The organism is Ruegeria sp. AM7 (assembly GCF_056535965.1).
Window position 1 is genome coordinate 379,185 of record NZ_JBQFJE010000003.1, and the last position, 16,745, is coordinate 395,929.

Consider the following 16,745-nt stretch of genomic DNA (forward strand, 5'->3'; position numbering starts at 1 on the left):
GTGATCAGGAGTGGTTTTCAAGCGCCGAGATCGACGCTCGCCTGTCCAGATCGCATCTGAATTCGTCTACCCCCGTGGCGGATGGACCCGCGCGTTCCACTATGTCAAACACCGCGTTCGCCGGTTGCCAGATTCTCCTGAACGTATCGCGCGTGGTATTGGGGCGGGAGTATTCGCAGCGTTTACTCCATTCTACGGATTTCACTTCTTTATTGCGGCTTTGGCTGCGCGGCTGATCAACGGCAATATTCTGGCTGCGTTGAGCGGAACTTTTTTCGGAAACCCGCTCACTTACGTTCCGATTGGTGTCATCTGCCTTCAGGCCGGTCATTTCATTTTGGGAACCGAGTTTCAGGAGGGCGACACCCATGGCCTTATGGGTAAGTTTGCCGACGCGCTGGGTGACCTTAAGGATAACTTCATTGCCATTTTCACGGATCGCATGGCTGATTGGTCCGGGTTGCGTATATTCTATGACGAAGTGTTCTTTCCCTACCTGATAGGGGGCATTTTGCCCGGTTTGCTGGCCGGGGCGATCTGCCACTATCTGAGCCTGCCTTTGATCCGTACCTACCAGCAGCGGCGGCGCGCCAAAATCAAAGCGAAATTTGACGAAATCCGGCGGTTGGCAGAATCCAAGCCTGCCGTTTCCGTTTCAAAACCACTAGGCTCGGGCCAGAATTCGGCAAAGGAATCAAGCGATGTCTGACAATCCCCTGCGTCTGGGCGTGAATATCGACCACGTGGCCACCGTGCGCAACGCGCGTGGTGGGGCGTACCCTGACCCTCTGCGCGCCGCGAAACTGGCCGAAGAGGCTGGGGCTGATGGCATTACAGCCCATCTGCGCGAAGATCGCCGCCATATCTCGGACGCCGATATTGACGGGTTGATGGAGGTTCTGTCGGTCCCGCTGAACTTTGAGATGGCGGCTACCCCCGAGATGCAGCAGATCGCCCTGCGACACAAACCGCATGCAGTGTGTATCGTTCCCGAAAAACGCGAGGAACGGACGACCGAGGGCGGTTTGGAAGTCGCGCGCGAGGAAAACAAGCTGGCCCATTTCATCGCCCCCCTGCGCGACGTGGGCTGCCGCGTCTCCATCTTCATCGCCGCCGACCAGCGCCAGATCGAAGCCGCGCATCGTATCGGTGCCGAGGTGATCGAGCTGCATACCGGTGCTTATTGCGACGCTGCCTCCGAGGGCCACACAGACGTAGCCAACCAAGAGCTTGACAGCCTGCGCGAGATGTCCGCTTTTGCTCATTCGCTCGGGCTGGAGGTTCACGCCGGCCATGGCCTGACCTATGACACCGTTCAACCTGTTGCGGCTTTCCCCGAGGTGCGCGAGTTGAACATCGGCCACTTCTTGATCGGAGAGGCTATCTTTCGCGGCCTGACCCCGGCGATTGCCGAGATGCGAAGGCTGATGGATGAGGCGCGGAGCGCCCCTCAGCCCAGTCTGGCGGGGTAACGCGTGAAGAGCATAGACTTTTGGCAATACACGATATGGTTGGTTGCAGTCAGGTATCTGCTGCCGATCTCGGTTGTTGCGGTGTTCCATTTTACAGGGTTGAATTTCGCAAACATCGGGATCCCCTATTTGTCCTGTATCCTTGCAGCCGCAGTCACTGGCCGGTTAACCGCGCGCGCGTTAGAGTTTATGCCTAAACTGCCGGAGCTCTTGGCCTTCGCCTGCGTATCGAGCCTATTGTTTTTTGTTGTGAACTACGTCGCCTATTTTCTTCTGGCGGCTTCCGGTATCGGGCCAGTGAATTGGCACTTATGGGAGTTTTGGCATCGAACCGGTCATATTGCGGAGCTTTTGACCTGGCAGCTTATCTTCGCGGTGTTTTCCAATAGTGTGATTTTTTGGTTAGCCGTAAAAACTGAACTTCGAGCGATGGCCAGACACAAAACCAAAGAGCGGCTATCATGATCCTCGGCATCGGCACAGACCTCGCAAATATCGAGCGCATTCAGGGCACTCTCAACCGGTTCGGTGATCGGTTCCGCAACCGTGTCTTTACTGAAACAGAACAGCGCAAGGCGGAACACCGCGCCGACACAGCGGGCACCTATGCCAAACGCTGGGCCGCGAAAGAGGCGTGCTCCAAGGCGCTGGGCACCGGTCTGCGCATGGGTATCGCGTGGAAGGACATGTCAGTCACCAACCTGAAAACGGGTCAGCCTGTTATGCACGTGACAGGCTGGGCCGCCGAGCGTCTTAAGAAAATGACCCCGGCCGGGCACGAGGCGATCATTCACGTCACCCTCACTGACGATCACCCCTGGGCGCAGGCCTTTGTGGTGATCGAGGCGCGCCCTCTTCACGAACGTAGCGCCAGCCTTGACTAACCCGGCCGCGCCCCGCATGTAGCACCCCAACAAACCAAGGACCGGAGAGCAGTATGGCCGAGGACGTCAAAACCGGAAATCCCGTGTGGGAGACGATCAAAACCATCGTCTACGCATTGCTGATCGCAGGCGTTTTCCGGACACTGTTTTTTCAACCCTTCTGGATTCCGTCGGGCTCGATGAAACAGACCCTGCTGATCGGGGATTTCCTGTTCGTCAACAAGATGGCCTATGGTTATTCCTATGCCTCGTGCCCCAGTCTGATAATTCCCAGCGTTGGCTTGAATATCGATGCCGAGGATGTTTGCGGTTGGATGTCGGGTGACGATAACTCGCGCCTTTGGGCCGGCGATCCTGAACGCGGGGATGTCATCGTCTTCCGTCACCCTGTTACAGGGCGTGATTTCATCAAACGCCTGATTGGGTTGCCCGGTGACCGTGTCCAGATCCGCGAAGGCCAGATCATCCTGAACGGTACGCCTGTTCCACAGCAACCGGATGGTGTTTTCACCGAAACCGCTTTGCCACAGGGGCCGCAAGGTCTTCGTCCGCGCTGTGAAAACGGCCCGGTCGGGATTGGGGCGATTTGCGAAAAGTCCCGGACGATCGAAACGTTGCCAAACGGCGTCTCTTACGACGTACTCAATATCGGCAACCAGGGATCCGACAACACCGGGATCTACACAGTTCCCGAAGGTCACTATTTCTTCATGGGCGACAACCGTGACAATTCCAGCGACAGCCGTCTGCCGCAATCTGCGGGTGGCGTGGGCTATGTGCCTTACGAAAACCTGATTGGTCGCGCAGATCGGATCATGTTCTCTTCCGCTGGCCGGTCGATGCTGTTCTTCTGGACGTGGCGGAGTGACCGGTTCTTCAAGGCGGTCAAGTGAAGCTTTCGGCCGAGATAAAGTCTTTTCAGCATCGGTTGGGCTACACGTTTTCCAACCCTGAGCTGCTTGTTCGCGCGCTGACTCATGGCTCAGTCTCATCCTCAACTCGACCGGATAATCAGCGGTTAGAGTTTTTGGGCGACCGTGTATTGGGGTTGGTTATGGCTACGGCCTTGCTGGAGGCCGACAAAAAGGCAACTGAGGGCCAACTCGCTCCGCGATTCAATGCGTTGGTCCGAAAAGAAGCCTGCGCCGATGTCGCGCGACAGATCGACCTCGGAGCGGTTCTGAAACTGGGCCGATCTGAGATGTTGTCGGGTGGCCGTCGAAAACAGGCACTGTTGGGAGACGCGATGGAGGCGGTCATCGCCGCAATCTACCGCGATGCCGGGTTCGAAGCGGCGCGGGACGTGATCATTGCTTTGTGGGGCGATCGCATCCATTCGGTCGAAGCAGATGCGCGCGATGCCAAAACGTCTCTTCAGGAATGGGCGCAGGCACGCGGTCAGAAACCTCCATCTTATGTCGAGGTCAAGCGCAGTGGACCCGATCACGCCCCGGTATTCACGATCGCCGCACGTTTGCAGGACGGTACAGAGGCGCAAGCCACTGCCGGCTCAAAACGCCAGGCGGAACAGGCCGCAGCCAAATCGCTGCTCGACCAGTTAACGAAATAGCATATCCCTTTGGCGAGGAGGCTGGCTCCCTCTGGATCGGATTGGCGCAAACAATTCGAAATTGAAACGACTTGATACCCGTCGACCTGACAGCCGATTGTCCAGTGATGAAACGCCTCATTCCTAAAGGCCGAGACGCCTCCCCTGCCGAACATCGGAAACTCTAGCCAGATCAGGTCTGCCAACGTCGACAACCAATCCAGATGAGCCCACTTTGTTACCCACAGCTGCTCTGACGGTGCTTTCTCTCCAAGAGAAGTGCAAACCCGCTATGAGACAAAACCCTCTGGCCCGCGAAGTCTTTCTGCTATAGGGGTGCGCACTTGCAAACAGGATCGCAGCACACATGACCACACGCGCCGGATTTATCGCCCTGATCGGAGAGCCCAACGCGGGCAAATCCACCCTTCTGAACCGCATGGTTGGGGCCAAAGTCTCGATCGTGACGCATAAGGTGCAGACCACGCGTGCGCGCATTCGCGGCGTCGCGATGGAGGGCGAGGCCCAGTTGGTCTTTGTTGACACGCCGGGTCTTTTCAAGCCGCGCCGCAGGCTGGACCGCGCCATGGTTGCTGCCGCCTGGGGGGGCGCGGCTGATGCAGATGTTGTGGTCTTAATGGTCGAAGCGCATCGCGGTATCACTGAAGGGGTTGAACGCATTCTGGAAGGTTTGGACGAGATCGGGCAGGGCCGCACCGTCGCCCTGGCCATCAACAAGATCGACAAAGTTCCATCCGAGAAACTGCTGGCCCTAACCAGCGACTTGAACGCACGCTATCCGTTTGCTGAAACCTTCATGATCTCAGCCGAAAAAGGCCACGGGGTTGAAGACTTGCGCAAATGGCTGGCGGGCGAGCTGCCCGAAGGGCCTTGGCTCTACCCAGAGGATCAGATTGCTGATCTGCCCCTGCGCATGATCGCCGCCGAAATGACGCGCGAGAAACTTACCTTGCGCCTGCATCAGGAACTGCCCTATCAGCTGACCGTCGAGACCGAGAACTGGGAAGAGCGCAAGGACGGATCGGCCAAAATCGATCAAGTTATCTATGTTATGCGTGACGGTCACAAGGGTATCGTTCTGGGCAAACGTGGCGAGACGATCAAGGCGGTCAGTCAGGCTGCGCGCGCTGAATTGGAAGAGTTCCTGGATCGCAAGATCCACCTGTTCCTGCAGGTCAAGGTCCGCCCGAACTGGTTGGAGGAATCCGAGCGCTATTCGGAAATGGGTCTGGATTTCAAAGACGGCAACGCATGAGCGTTACTAAGAGTTTTCGTCCGAGTTTATTGGCGTGGTTTCAAAGGAGCGCGCCATGACCCGTCTGACAGCTGAATTTTGGGTTCACGCCTATCTGGCTCGGCTGCGGTTTCAAGAAATTCCTGCGTTTGTCGTCGCTCACGGTGACAACACGGCCGGCGCTGTGCTGGTCAAGCTCAACACGCTTGACGGTCAGGCGATCGCTTTTCAACGTAGTTTTGACCTAATGAGCGGCGAGCGCACATGGGTCGAACTGTCAGCGGGACAAGAAGCCGACGTAGACGTCGCCATTGCGCGACAGCGCAGTTTTGATCCTGACCTTTGGGTGATCGAGGTCGAGGATCGGCAAGGACGTCATCTGCTGGGGGAAGAGGGGCTCGAATAATTCTCTTGTGGTCTGGCGAAGACAGTCAAACATTCTATTTTCATTGTGCGTTCTGCAGGAGATGCAGAACTGCTATTTGAGACTGTACCCTGTTTTCAAAAGGTTGGAGCGGATGAAAACTTTCCTGTCAACGTTGTGCGGGACCGCGTTGTTTTTGAGCATATCCGCGACCGTGTCTTCGGCACAACCAAGGGCGGGATGGGTCTATCAACTTGAGGGGCTGGCAGCTTTTCAGGGCGATGCTAGCTTGGATGATGGAGGAGAGTTTTCGGCCAATCGCTCTTTTTTGCGCGCGACGGCGCTGTACAATTTGGACGCAGGAACCTCGGTTGGGCTGTCGGCCAGTTTTGGTAGGTTCGACTACAATTTCAGTGAAGCCGAAAACCAACCTTGGGAAGACATTCGCGACATTCGGTTTTCCGTGCCAGTGCGATTTCGCGCAGGCAATACCGCAACTGTTTTCGTGTCCCCGCAAGTGCGCTGGGATTACCAGAGCGGGGCTTCGGCCTCGGACGGGCGGACCTATGGCGTGTTCGCAGGTATCGCATGGAAGTTGAATGAGCGTTTGACGATTGGCCCTGCGTTTGGTGCGTTTTCCCAGCTGGAGGATGACGGGACCGAGCTTTTCCCGGCGTTGTTGGTCGATTGGGACATCAATGACCGTTGGAACCTGAACACTGGTTCGGGCATTGGGGCGACGCAAGGTCCGGGGCTAACCCTCAGCTATGCGCTAAGCGATGAAATGAACCTGTCGCTCTCGGCTCGGTCTGAACGGATACGGTTCCGGTTGGATGGGGATGGACTGGCACCTGACGGGGTTGGTGAAGACAAAAGCATCCCCATTGTTCTGGCCTTCGGCTATACCCCGAATCCCGGCGTGTCTCTGAATGTTTTCGCTGGCGCTGAACTGGACGGGCGTCTGACGCTGGACGATCGCAATGGCAATGAGCTCAGTCGCCAGGAATATGATACAGCACCTTTGGTTGGACTCGCAGTCCGACTGCGGTTCTGACTGGACCTGATCCCGCTTGCTTAATTTTGCCACCTGCGTTCTGTTGCGGCGTCAAGGGGGCGCAATATAAGGCAGATTATTGGACTGGCGCGATCATGGCATACTTCTGACGACACGCCGACATGGTGAAACATCGGCGATCATTGAGGTCTTCACCGAAGGCCATGGTCGCCATGCCGGTGTCGTGCGCGGTGGGACCAGTCGGAAGACTGCGCCGATCCTGCAGCCGGGCGCACAGCTGGACGTGCTTTGGCGCGCGCGGCTCGAAGAGCATATAGGCACGTTTCAGGTCGAACCCCTGCGGTCTCGTGCAGCGGCGGCGTTTTCGGGGCGGCTGGCACTGGCGGGCTTAAACGCGGTCGTGGCACTTTTGGCCTTCTGCCTGCCCGAACGGGAACCCCACCCGGTCATCTACAAACAAACCGAACAGTTGATGGACCTGCTGGGACAGGATGATGTATGGCCGCTGGCCTACTTGCGATGGGAATCGGCCATGCTTGAAGAGTTGGGCTTTGGTCTTGATCTGACCGCTTGTGCCGTTACCGGGGCGGTTGAAGATCTGATCTATGTCTCTCCGAAATCGGGCCGCGCGGTTAGTGAGAAAGGGGCGGGGGAATGGGCGGCTAAGCTGTTGCCATTGCCCCCATGTCTGCGCGGCGAGGGTGCCGCGCCGGATCCAGAGATTGCCGAGGCACTGCGCACCACCGGGTATTTTCTAGAGCACCGGGTCGCGCCGTCCCTCGGTCATCGCCCGCTGCCCGAAGCGCGGGCGCGGTTTGTCGAGCAGTTTACTCGGCGGCTTTGAACACCATTTCGTGGCCGTCCTCGTTCCGCAGGATCAAAACGTCTCCGGCCACTTCAGACTGTGTCATGGCGATCAGAGCGGCGAAATAGTATCCTTCGGCTTCCAACCCCGCGCAGGCTGCGCGGGTGGCGGTCAATCCAGTCACTTCAAACCAGGGATATGGGGCGCTTAGGGTGCCGCTGTAGCTGTTGCACGGGGCGTTGCCCGCAATCTTCCCGTCTTCCGTAAAACGCAGCAAAGCGCTGGCTTCATATGGCTGACCGTCGATCTCTTGCAGCGCCCATGTTCTATCCGCCGCACCATAGGCGGCGACGGTTTCATCCCTGTCGCATTGAAACAGAGTCATGAAGGGCAGGATCAGGGTTAGTCGTATCATTTGATCACGTTAATCCAAATCACCCTAAATCCGAACAGGGTTAATAGGGGTTCTGACCGCTCACCAACTCGGCCCGTACTTCGCTGCGAGGGCGCCAGTTGTATCGTGTATCCGCGCGTGTCGGGGCCCAGGTCAGTGCGCCGCTGTTGCGCCATGGATCAAGGATCAGCCCATCATACATCGAATCCCCCTTGGCGCTGATCAGCGCAGAATGGTGGATAATGCGAAATGCCGTGGGGGGCGAAGTCGCCCAATGCAGATCCAAAGTCTCGAAATTCTCTTGCCGAAGCCGGGCAGTCATGGCTTCGGCCCAATCGTTGCACAGGCCCTTCTCGCGCAGGCCATTGATGACCTTGGCGTTGTGAATGATGGCTGGGTCGGTCACGTTCCATTCTTGCGCCAAACGGCTTGAGTAGGTGTACGCTATTTCAGCGGCTTGCTGCGCTTCAACAGGGTCGACGTTGGGCCCGAGGTCGCGGATAGCCAGCGCCAGTTCGTCTATGTCGTTCTGGCCAGCGGCTGGGTATTGCTTGGCGCAGCCTCCTAGCGCCATAGCCACTATTACGGCGAGGCAGGCCAGAATAGATCGCATCATGTCGTGTAATTTCCTGTTCACTGTCCCGGTTGATGTAACTGTATTCAAGGCATCGTGGTAGTGAGAAATTCCGGGCGTTGGCGAAACTGGGCCTATGTCATTAGCAAAAAAAGACCCGGCGCGCGCGCCGGGTCAAGTTGGGGAAACAGGGCTACCTTTCAGATCAACCCAGCAAACGCCGAGCGATGACCTGTGCCTGAATTTCGGCAGCCCCTTCGAAAATGTTCAGGATGCGCGCATCACACAGAACGCGGCTGATCTTGTATTCCAGCGCAAACCCGTTGCCGCCGTGAATCTGCAGGCCATTATCCGCAGCAGCCCACGCAACCCGTGCGCCCAGCAGCTTAGCCATGCCGGCCTCAAGATCGCAGCGATGTCCGTTGTCCTTTTCCCACGCGCTGAAATAGGTCAGCTGGCGCGCAATCATAATCTCGACCGCCATCATCGCCAGCTTGCCCGAGACGCGGGGGAAGTTGATCAGCGACTTGCCGAACTGCTTGCGATCCTGCGCGTATTGCATGGCGATATCCAGCGCGCTTTGCGCCACGCCGATGGCGCGGGCAGCGGTCTGAATGCGGGCAGATTCGAAGGTCTCCATTAGCTGTTTAAAGCCCTTGCCTTCTTCGCCGCCCAGCAGGTTCTCACCTTTGACCTTAAAGCCGTCAAAGCCCAGCTCGTATTCCTTCATGCCGCGATAGCCCAGAACCTCGATCTCGCCGCCGGTCATGCCGGGGGTGGGGAAGGGGGCCTCGTCCGTGCCGGGAGTTTTCTCGGCCAGGAACATCGACAACCCGCGGTGGTCAGAGCTGTCGGGGTTGGTGCGGGCCAGCAGGGTCATCACATGGGTGCGGGCCGCGTGTGTGATCCAGGTCTTGTTGCCGGTGATCTCATAATCGCCGTCGGCATTCTTGACCGCGCGGGTGCGCAGGCTGCCAAGGTCGGACCCGGTGTTGGGTTCGGTGAAAACGGCAGTGGGCAGAATCTCAGCGCTGGCGAGTTTTGGCAGCCAGTTGGCTTTTTGCTCATCCGTGCCGCCGGCGATGATCAGCTCGGCCGCGATCTCGGACCGGGTGCCCAACGAACCCACGCCAATATAGCCGCGCGACAGTTCCTCGGACACCACGCACATCGAGGCCTTGGACAGGCCGAACCCGCCGAATTCTTCGGGAATGGTCAGGCCAAAGACGCCCATCTCAGCCAGCTCCTCGATGATTTCCATCGGGATCAGCTCATCTTTCAGGTGCCACTCATGGGCGTGCGGTTCGACCTTTTCGACCGCATAGCGGCGGAACTGGTCGCGGATCATTTCCAGTTCTTCGTCCAGACCGGATGCGCCAAACATTGTGGCACCGGCCTGATCTTCCATCAATTCTACAAGGCGACTGCGGGCGGCTTGCGTATTGCCGCCTTGGGTCAGGGTCATCACCTCGGGGATCATCAACGCGCGCATATCATCTTGGCTGAGGCCAAGATCCTGCAGGCGAACGATTTCACCCTGATTCATTTGGATGCCGCCATAGACCTGCCACAGGTATTCGCCGAACGCGATTTGATGCAGCAGCTGTTCGATTTCACCAAACTTGCCATCACGGTCCAAGGTCTCGGCCCAACGCTGCATCTGTTGCAGCGACTGACTGTAGGTGGCCAGCCACGCGAGGCCATGAGCGGCCGTTTGGTTGGCTTCGATCAACGCACCGGACACGCGACCCTCGACAGTCACCATCTCGCGCACTGATTCACGCGCGCGGTCGAACACAGCTTCGACTGCCGGTACTGCTGCGCGTGTCAGTGTCAGAAGGTCGGGCAAAATCGCGGATGCTGTCATCTGGGTCATATCCTGTCCGTCATGGGCCATGAATCAAGTCCTTTTCTGGGTCGACTGGTCATACCATGCTGCACGTGCAGCGCAACAAAAATACGAATTACGTTGCGAAATAGTTCAAAAATTTCTTACGCAGTTTTGCGATGCAGAATTTTTCAGGAGTGATATCACAGGCGCATGACCCTGTTCTCCGTTGTTTCACCGTCGGATATTCTGTTTGCGCTTGTCGTCGCTTTTGCCGCGGGTTGGGTCAAAGGGATGGTTGGTTTTGCCATGCCCATGGTGCTTGTGTCTGGACTTAGTGTTTTCCTGTCGCCGCAACTGGCGCTGGCGGGATTGATCCTGCCTACGTTGGTCACAAATGGCGTGCAGGCATTGCGCGAAGGAGTTCCGTCCGCGATCGATGCCATACGGCAGTTTCGCGTTTTTCTGTTGGTTGGCCTCGTGTTTTTGTTAGCTGGGGCACAACTGGTCCGCTTCGTGCCCGAAACGGTGTTTCTATTGATGATCGGCATTCCGGTCTCGGTCTTTGCTGTGATTCAGATCGCCGGGTGGAAATTGACTCTCGAAAAGACCTCGACCCGAATTGAGGCTGCGATTGGAGCCGTAGCCGGTTTCGTAGGGGGTATGTCGGGGATCTGGGGGCCTCCGACGGTCGCTTATCTGACAGCGTTGAATACGCCCAAGGATGTGCAAATGCGCGTACAGGGCGTAATCTACGGGCTTGGGGCAGGCGCATTGGTTATTGCGCATCTGGGCTCGGGTATTTTGCGGGCCGAGACAGCACCGTTCTCGGCAATTCTGATCCTGCCCGCACTGCTTGGGATGTGGGTCGGCCTTCGCCTGCAGGCGCGCATCGACCAGGCGCGGTTTCGGAAACTGACTTTGATGGTGCTATTGATCGCAGGATTGAACCTTCTGCGTAAAGCGGTGATGGGTTAACTGCGGCTATCAGCAAAGCGGAAGGCGAAATACAAACCCAGCATCAGGAAGAACAGCCCTGAAATGTCGCCGATCAAATAGGCAATGTATTCGACGCGTGCGCTGCCAAAAGCCATATTTGTCAGACCTGCCACAAGGAATGAGGTGATCACACCTACACCCATGACACAGACCCAGCACGGTTTGCAATCAGCCCTTGGAAACAGATCCCATCCGGCCCATTTGAGCAAATAGAAGACTGCCGGTACTGTCAGAACGGCGATTGCAATAGCGGAAAGTCGACTGGGCAGGAAAACGTCGCTGCCCCCCAGGGCCGCAAAGACGATGAAAACGCCGGGAAGTAGAGCAAAAATGGCCCGCCATCCCAATAGCCATGCAGACAATACCCGAACCCCATGGGGCAGGAACAGTAGGCTGGCCCGGCTTGGATATTCTGGGAAAAACATGTTCTGCAGGGGCATCAGAACCTCGAATGTAAGGTACGATGCCACAACATATGCCAACGAGGCAAAAAACGTTTCAGAAGCCCATTTGCGCACGACAATCAGCCATTGTCGTGGCTGTTGGGCGCGTCACCTGGGAGCATGAACGACGTACCGCCCCCGGTTTGCGCTGCCGCTTTGCGAAAGGTATCCCTTTTGCACCAGAGACTTGAGTGCACGGAAAAATGTTGGGCGCGATACGCTTTGAACCAGTGTATGTTCAATCAAACCAAAGGTGCGAACTTCCTGATCGTTTTTCGACAATTCCTCAGCCGCGTAATAGATATCGCGCTCAACCGGAGAAAGTTGTTCCAGGCCCAGCGTCCGCTCCATGCTTTGCATCAATTTACGCAGTTCGGTGAGTTTCGAGATTTCTGTCATATCGTTACCTGCCTTATTCCGTGTCTTCCGCCCCTTTACGGTGACGAACTGAGGTATGCCGTTTTACGAGTTACCCGGCAAATCTCATATTGACACTCATCCCCTTTAGAATACACTAGCTATCTGATTAGGCTGCTCAAACCGCGTTTGTGAGTGTGCGCTTGAGCATCCCATAGGTCTTTTCACTTCTCACCCGGCGCGAGAGCGTCGGGTTTTGTCATATTTCTGACATGCCGAGATACCTCAGATCGACACTTCGAGCAACGCAATTGCATTCACATTTTGCAATATGCAACTTATGCGCGATCACGATGTAGTGAGACTCTTTAAAGAAAAGGGGGCGATTTCGCCCCCTTTTTTCGATTAACCGATTGCTACGGCTTTGATGTCTTCGTCGATGAACGGAAGGTACTGTTCAAAGTTCTCGGCGAACATTTGCACCAGTTTTTCAGCCTGCTTGTCGAAGGCCGCCTGATCGTCCCAGGTGCGGCGCGGGTCCAAAAGGACTTCGGCCACGCCGGGCACCGAAACCGGTACGTCAAAGCCGAAATTGGCATCTTTGCGGAACTCGGCATCCCGCAGCGATCCGTCTAGCGCAGCTGTCAGCAGTGCACGGGTCGCGCGGATCGGCATCCGGCTGCCCACACCATAGGCGCCACCGGTCCAGCCAGTGTTGACCAGCCAGCAGGTCGCGCCGTGCTGGGCGATCTTGTCGCGCAACAGGTTGCCGTATTCTTCCGGGCGGCGCGGCATGAACGGCGCGCCGAAGCAGGTCGAGAAAGTGGGCTGAGGCTCGGTAATACCGCGCTCGGTCCCGGCAACCTTGGAGGTGAAGCCCGACAGGAAGTGGTACATCGCCTGCGCCGGAGTAAGCCGCGCGATCGGAGGGAGCACGCCGAACGCATCACAGGTCAGCATGATGATGTTCTTAGGGTGGCCACCCAGTGCGCTGCTGGACGCGTTCGAGATATACTCCAACGGATAGGCGCAGCGCATGTTTGCGGTCAGGGAGTCGTCCTCGAAATCCAGTTCCTTGGTTTCGGGATCGAACACCATGTTTTCGATCACCGTGCCAAATTTGGTGGTGGTCGCGTAGATTTCCGGCTCGGCCTCGGCGTTCAGGTTGATCGTCTTGGCATAACAGCCACCCTCGAAGTTAAAGGTGCCGCGATCGGACCAGCCATGCTCATCATCGCCGATCAAAGTGCGGGCCGGGTCAGCGGACAGGGTTGTCTTGCCAGTGCCGGACAGGCCAAAGAAGACGGCGGTGTCGACCGGGTTGCCAACCGCATGGTTGGCCGAGCAGTGCATCGGCATCACGCCTTTTTCCGGCAGCATGTAGTTCAGCAGGGTAAAGACGGATTTCTTGTTCTCGCCCGCATATTCTGTGCCGCCGATCAGGATCATCTTGCGGTCGAAATTCATCGCGATCACGGTCTCGGACCGGCAGCCGTGCTTGGCCGGGTCGGCCTGAAAGCTGGGGCAGTTGATGACGGTGAAATCGGCGATGAACTCGTTCAGATCCTCGCGCTCGGGACGGCGCAGAAGGTGGCGGATGAACAGGTTGTGCCAGGCCAGTTCGGTGACCATGCGCACGTTGATCGAATAGGCCGGGTCGGCTCCGCCAACCAGATCCTGCACGAAATAGTCGCGGCCTTTCATGTGGACCAGCATGTCCTGATACAGCGCGTCAAAGCCTTCGGGGCTCATCTCGGCGTTGTTTTCCCACCAGATATGGTCTGCAACGCTGTCCGTGCGCACGACGTGTTTGTCCTTGGGCGAGCGGCCGGTGAACTTGCCGGTGGTCACCAAAAAGGCTCCGCCATTGCCCAGAGTGCCTTCGCCGCGCTTCAGCGCCTCTTCGATCAGCGCCGGTTCCATGAAGTTGTAATAGACATTTCCCAGACCCTCGATGCCCTGATCCTCGAGGCGGAATTGCGGGTTAACCCGTCCAGATGTCATGTGTGTCTTCTCCGTGTGGCGGCGCGTTGGCGGTTGGGCCGGATGCGCCATTGGGCAATTAGCCGGGAAAAACCGGCGGATGGCCGCGTCTTACCACGGTCATTCGGGACATGAACAGGAGGGTTTGACGCAGTTAGCGCAACCAAGCCCAAGTTTAGCGCCATCACAAATTTCCTGTCGGAAATCAAAGCGCCTTTCCGGCAACATTAACGGCTTTTTTGCTGCATCTATGTGACAACAATCGCACGATTCGCAGTTACGGATTGATTCGCGGCCTTAAAAACGCCAGAAATGCCATACTAATAAGCGATAAATTGCATGAGTGAGCAGGAATAGGGGTTAACCCGATGTCAAAGATTGCATTGGTGGATGACGACAGAAACATTCTGACGTCCGTATCCATGACTCTCGAAGCCGAAGGTTTTGAGGTTGAAACATATAATGACGGGCAGGCCGCGCTAGACGCCTTCAACAAGAAACTGCCTGACATGGCTGTGCTGGATATCAAGATGCCGCGTATGGACGGCATGGATCTGTTGCAGCGCCTGCGGCAGAAGACCCAGATGCCAGTGATTTTCCTGACCTCGAAAGATGACGAGATTGACGAGGTTCTAGGCCTTCGCATGGGCGCGGATGATTATGTGAAGAAGCCTTTCTCGCAGCGTTTGCTGGTCGAGCGTATCCGGGCATTGCTGCGCCGACAGGAAGCCACTTCAGGTGACGCGACTGTCGCCAATACTGGCGACGCTAAGGTTATGGAACGCGGAGAACTGCGGATGGATCCTCTGCGCCATGCGGTCAGCTGGAAGGGAGAAGACGTGTCCCTGACAGTGACCGAGTTCCTGTTGCTGCAGGCGTTGGCACAGCGACCAGGCTTTGTAAAAAGCCGCGATCAACTGATGGACGTGGCCTATGACGATCAGGTCTATGTGGACGATCGGACCATTGACAGCCACATCAAGCGTCTGCGCAAGAAAATGCGCGCCGCTGATTCAGAGTTTTCGGCCATCGAAACGCTCTACGGCATTGGTTACCGGTACAACGAAGAATAAGAACGCCAATCTGAAAGGGTAGTTGGGTCTCGTGCGCGATACGGAACAAGCCAGCGAATTCAAGGATGGCGATGTCGTTCTGGGGGATGATTGGGTCATTCCACAGGACGGAGAATCAGGTGAGCTGCGCGCATCGCGGCGTCGCCGAAATCTGTTCGCCTTGCGTGAGTCCCCGTTGGCGCGCAAAATCGTTACTATCAACTTGGTGGCCTTGGTTATTCTGGTAACCGGACTGTTGTACTTGGACGATTCTCGTGAGGAACAAGTTCAGCAGACTGCGCGAAATATCGTCGGAAACGCGCAACTGGTCAGCAACGTCTTTGAAACACGGTTGCGTCAAACCGGCGATCAACCGTCGCAAAATGCCAGTCAATTGGACGTTGAAGACACGTTGGCCGGTCTGAGCCTGCCGCCGGGTGGCGAAGTTTTCGTGTATGACATGTCCGGCACCCTTATCGGTTGGACGCGTGGCGCGGCTTCATCGTCCACAATGGCCGTGCTGCTGCGAACTGATGCCGAGGTTCAGACAGGCAGCACGCTGATCAGCGACGCATTGAATGCGGTGTGGAACGGCCTGACCCGCATTTTCACGAATTACGATCCCAGCACGGCACCGACTTTGGCGCAGCGGGTTCAGGCTATTGTCCCCTCAGCGCTTGATGGCGCAACACAGGTTCAGGCGGTAAAGGACGAACAACGCGAGACGGTTGTCGTTGCGGCTACGCCGATCCTGCAGGACGGAGTCCCCGTTGGAGCTGTTGCGATAACGGGCCCCGCAGGCGAAATTGACGCTCTGGCGCGACGTGAGCAAGAGCGTATTCTACAGATGTTTGTGGTCGCCTTGCTTGTCTCCATCGGGTTAAGCCTTGTTTTGGCCTCGACCATTGCAAACCCATTAGCGGATTTGGCCTCTGCTGCAGAGTCGGGCAGAGACCGTGGCACAGGTATGAACCCTGGCCGTATCCGTATCCCCGACCTCAGCGCGCGACCGGATGAAATAGGGCGTCTTAGCCGGGCATTGCGAGGCATGGTGACGGCGCTTTACAACCGCATCGACGCAAATGAACAGTTCGCGGCCGATGTGTCGCACGAGATCAAGAATCCTTTGGCCAGCCTGCAATCCGCAGTTGGCACCCTGCGTATGGTCAAACGCGAAGACCAGCGAGACAAACTGCTGGGTGTGATTGAGCATGATGTGCGGCGGTTGGATCGTCTGGTCAGCGATATCTCAAATGCATCGCGTCTTGATGCCGAACTGGTCAAGGAAGAAGAGCAGCCGTTCGATTTGCTCAAGCTACTGGGCAACATCGGCCAGTATTTGGGCGAGGACGCGCGCGAAAAAGGCATAGATTACATCACGGATTTGCCGATTCAACCAATCGTGATCCACGGCCTCGAAGCACGCCTTGCACAGGTCTTTGTCAACTTAATCACCAATGCGATTTCCTTCTGCGAGGACAGCGATGCGATACGTGTCTGGGTCCGCCAGCGCGAGAATCGGGTCTTGATTGTAGTTGAAGACACTGGTCCCGGCATCCCGGAACAGGCACTGACGAAGGTGTTCAAGCGCTTCTATTCCCAGCGCCCGGCCGAGCATTTCGGGAACAACTCGGGCCTTGGTTTGGCGATTTCCAAGCAGATTGTCGAAGCACATGGCGGCGTTATCTGGGCTGAAAACATTCGACCGACCGAAGCGGACATCACCTCGGATCCGCTGGGCGCCCGGTTTGTCGTCGGGTTACCCGTATAG

General features: G+C 56.9%; 19 protein-coding genes. 13 read left to right on the forward strand and 6 right to left on the reverse strand.

Translation table 11 applies throughout. The features are described from left to right. Nucleotides 1-10 precede the first annotated feature (10 nt). The 10 genes from ACR3EG_RS05575 to recO all read left to right on the forward strand — a co-directional run bounded on the left by ACR3EG_RS05575 (nucleotide 11) and on the right by recO (nucleotide 7,383). Nucleotides 11-709: a DUF2062 domain-containing protein gene (locus tag ACR3EG_RS05575; RefSeq protein ID WP_209198200.1), complete on the forward strand. Its 699-nt coding sequence runs from the start codon at nucleotides 11-13 to the stop codon at nucleotides 707-709. Beyond that, the gene (locus ACR3EG_RS05580; protein WP_480498608.1) at nucleotides 702-1,472 is read left to right on the forward strand and encodes a pyridoxine 5'-phosphate synthase; all 771 of its coding nucleotides are present in this window, start codon (nucleotides 702-704) and stop codon (nucleotides 1,470-1,472) included. The genes ACR3EG_RS05575 and ACR3EG_RS05580 overlap by 8 nt, the downstream gene beginning before the upstream one ends. A 3-nt stretch (nucleotides 1,473-1,475) precedes the next feature. Beyond that, entirely contained in the window at nucleotides 1,476-1,937 is a 462-nt protein-coding gene (locus tag ACR3EG_RS05585) for a hypothetical protein (protein WP_480498606.1), read from the forward strand. Then, nucleotides 1,934-2,356 carry a holo-ACP synthase gene (gene acpS, locus ACR3EG_RS05590; RefSeq protein ID WP_480498604.1) on the forward strand — a complete coding sequence of 141 codons (423 nt, stop codon included), beginning with the start codon at nucleotides 1,934-1,936 and terminating at the stop codon, nucleotides 2,354-2,356. Before ACR3EG_RS05585 ends, acpS begins: the two co-directional genes overlap by 4 nt. Nucleotides 2,357-2,409: 53 nt before the next feature. Continuing rightward, nucleotides 2,410-3,249 (forward strand): signal peptidase I, encoded by an 840-nt coding sequence (gene lepB, locus ACR3EG_RS05595; RefSeq protein ID WP_480498602.1) that lies wholly within the window; start codon nucleotides 2,410-2,412, stop codon nucleotides 3,247-3,249. Continuing rightward, the gene (gene rnc / locus ACR3EG_RS05600; RefSeq protein WP_353394792.1) at nucleotides 3,246-3,926 is read left to right on the forward strand and encodes a ribonuclease III; all 681 of its coding nucleotides are present in this window, start codon (nucleotides 3,246-3,248) and stop codon (nucleotides 3,924-3,926) included. The genes lepB and rnc overlap by 4 nt, the downstream gene beginning before the upstream one ends. Before the next feature lie 346 nt (nucleotides 3,927-4,272). Continuing rightward, nucleotides 4,273-5,181, forward strand: a complete 909-nt coding sequence (era, locus tag ACR3EG_RS05605) for a GTPase Era (protein ID WP_480498600.1) — start codon at nucleotides 4,273-4,275, stop codon at nucleotides 5,179-5,181. A 55-nt stretch (nucleotides 5,182-5,236) separates the two neighbouring features. Continuing rightward, a complete protein-coding gene (locus ACR3EG_RS05610) occupies nucleotides 5,237-5,566 on the forward strand; it encodes a DUF1491 family protein (RefSeq protein WP_480498598.1) in 330 nt (109 codons plus the stop codon). 154 nt (nucleotides 5,567-5,720) lie between these two features. Then, complete coding sequence (locus ACR3EG_RS05615) at nucleotides 5,721-6,578, forward strand: hypothetical protein (RefSeq protein ID WP_480498596.1); 858 nt, start codon at nucleotides 5,721-5,723, stop codon at nucleotides 6,576-6,578. A 79-nt stretch (nucleotides 6,579-6,657) separates the two neighbouring features. Continuing rightward, nucleotides 6,658-7,383 (forward strand): DNA repair protein RecO, encoded by a 726-nt coding sequence (gene recO, locus ACR3EG_RS05620; protein WP_480498594.1) that lies wholly within the window; start codon nucleotides 6,658-6,660, stop codon nucleotides 7,381-7,383. On the opposite strand, the gene ACR3EG_RS05625 is transcribed toward recO, so the two are convergent. The 3 genes from ACR3EG_RS05625 to ACR3EG_RS05635 form a co-directional block, all read right to left on the reverse strand. Beyond that, nucleotides 7,367-7,759 carry an META domain-containing protein gene (locus tag ACR3EG_RS05625; RefSeq protein ID WP_480498592.1) on the reverse strand — a complete coding sequence of 131 codons (393 nt, stop codon included), beginning with the start codon at nucleotides 7,757-7,759 and terminating at the stop codon, nucleotides 7,367-7,369. The two genes, recO and ACR3EG_RS05625, sit on opposite strands and share 17 nt — an antisense overlap. 40 nt (nucleotides 7,760-7,799) lie before the next feature. Then, nucleotides 7,800-8,354 (reverse strand): hypothetical protein, encoded by a 555-nt coding sequence (locus ACR3EG_RS05630; RefSeq protein WP_480498590.1) that lies wholly within the window; start codon nucleotides 8,352-8,354, stop codon nucleotides 7,800-7,802. A gap of 163 nt (nucleotides 8,355-8,517) precedes the next feature. Then, nucleotides 8,518-10,209, reverse strand: coding sequence for an acyl-CoA dehydrogenase family protein (locus ACR3EG_RS05635; RefSeq protein WP_480498588.1), 1,692 nt, complete (start codon nucleotides 10,207-10,209; stop codon nucleotides 8,518-8,520). 144 nt (nucleotides 10,210-10,353) lie between these two features. Here ACR3EG_RS05635 and ACR3EG_RS05640 point away from each other — a divergent pair, with 144 nt between their 5' ends. After that, nucleotides 10,354-11,118: a sulfite exporter TauE/SafE family protein gene (locus tag ACR3EG_RS05640; RefSeq protein ID WP_480498586.1), complete on the forward strand. Its 765-nt coding sequence runs from the start codon at nucleotides 10,354-10,356 to the stop codon at nucleotides 11,116-11,118. On the opposite strand, the gene ACR3EG_RS05645 is transcribed toward ACR3EG_RS05640, so the two are convergent. The 3 genes from ACR3EG_RS05645 to ACR3EG_RS05655 form a co-directional block, all read right to left on the reverse strand. Beyond that, the gene (locus ACR3EG_RS05645; protein ID WP_480498585.1) at nucleotides 11,115-11,609 is read right to left on the reverse strand and encodes a hypothetical protein; all 495 of its coding nucleotides are present in this window, start codon (nucleotides 11,607-11,609) and stop codon (nucleotides 11,115-11,117) included. The two genes, ACR3EG_RS05640 and ACR3EG_RS05645, sit on opposite strands and share 4 nt — an antisense overlap. 81 nt (nucleotides 11,610-11,690) lie before the next feature. Continuing rightward, nucleotides 11,691-11,981 (reverse strand): hypothetical protein, encoded by a 291-nt coding sequence (locus ACR3EG_RS05650; RefSeq protein ID WP_170356721.1) that lies wholly within the window; start codon nucleotides 11,979-11,981, stop codon nucleotides 11,691-11,693. 363 nt (nucleotides 11,982-12,344) lie between these two features. Continuing rightward, nucleotides 12,345-13,943: a phosphoenolpyruvate carboxykinase gene (locus ACR3EG_RS05655; RefSeq protein WP_480498583.1), complete on the reverse strand. Its 1,599-nt coding sequence runs from the start codon at nucleotides 13,941-13,943 to the stop codon at nucleotides 12,345-12,347. 347 nt (nucleotides 13,944-14,290) lie between these two features. Here ACR3EG_RS05655 and ACR3EG_RS05660 point away from each other — a divergent pair, with 347 nt between their 5' ends. Both ACR3EG_RS05660 and ACR3EG_RS05665 read left to right on the forward strand, forming a co-directional pair. Beyond that, nucleotides 14,291-14,995 carry a response regulator transcription factor gene (locus ACR3EG_RS05660; protein WP_170356719.1) on the forward strand — a complete coding sequence of 235 codons (705 nt, stop codon included), beginning with the start codon at nucleotides 14,291-14,293 and terminating at the stop codon, nucleotides 14,993-14,995. A 31-nt stretch (nucleotides 14,996-15,026) separates the two neighbouring features. Beyond that, nucleotides 15,027-16,745 (forward strand): ATP-binding protein, encoded by a 1,719-nt coding sequence (locus ACR3EG_RS05665; protein WP_480498581.1) that lies wholly within the window; start codon nucleotides 15,027-15,029, stop codon nucleotides 16,743-16,745.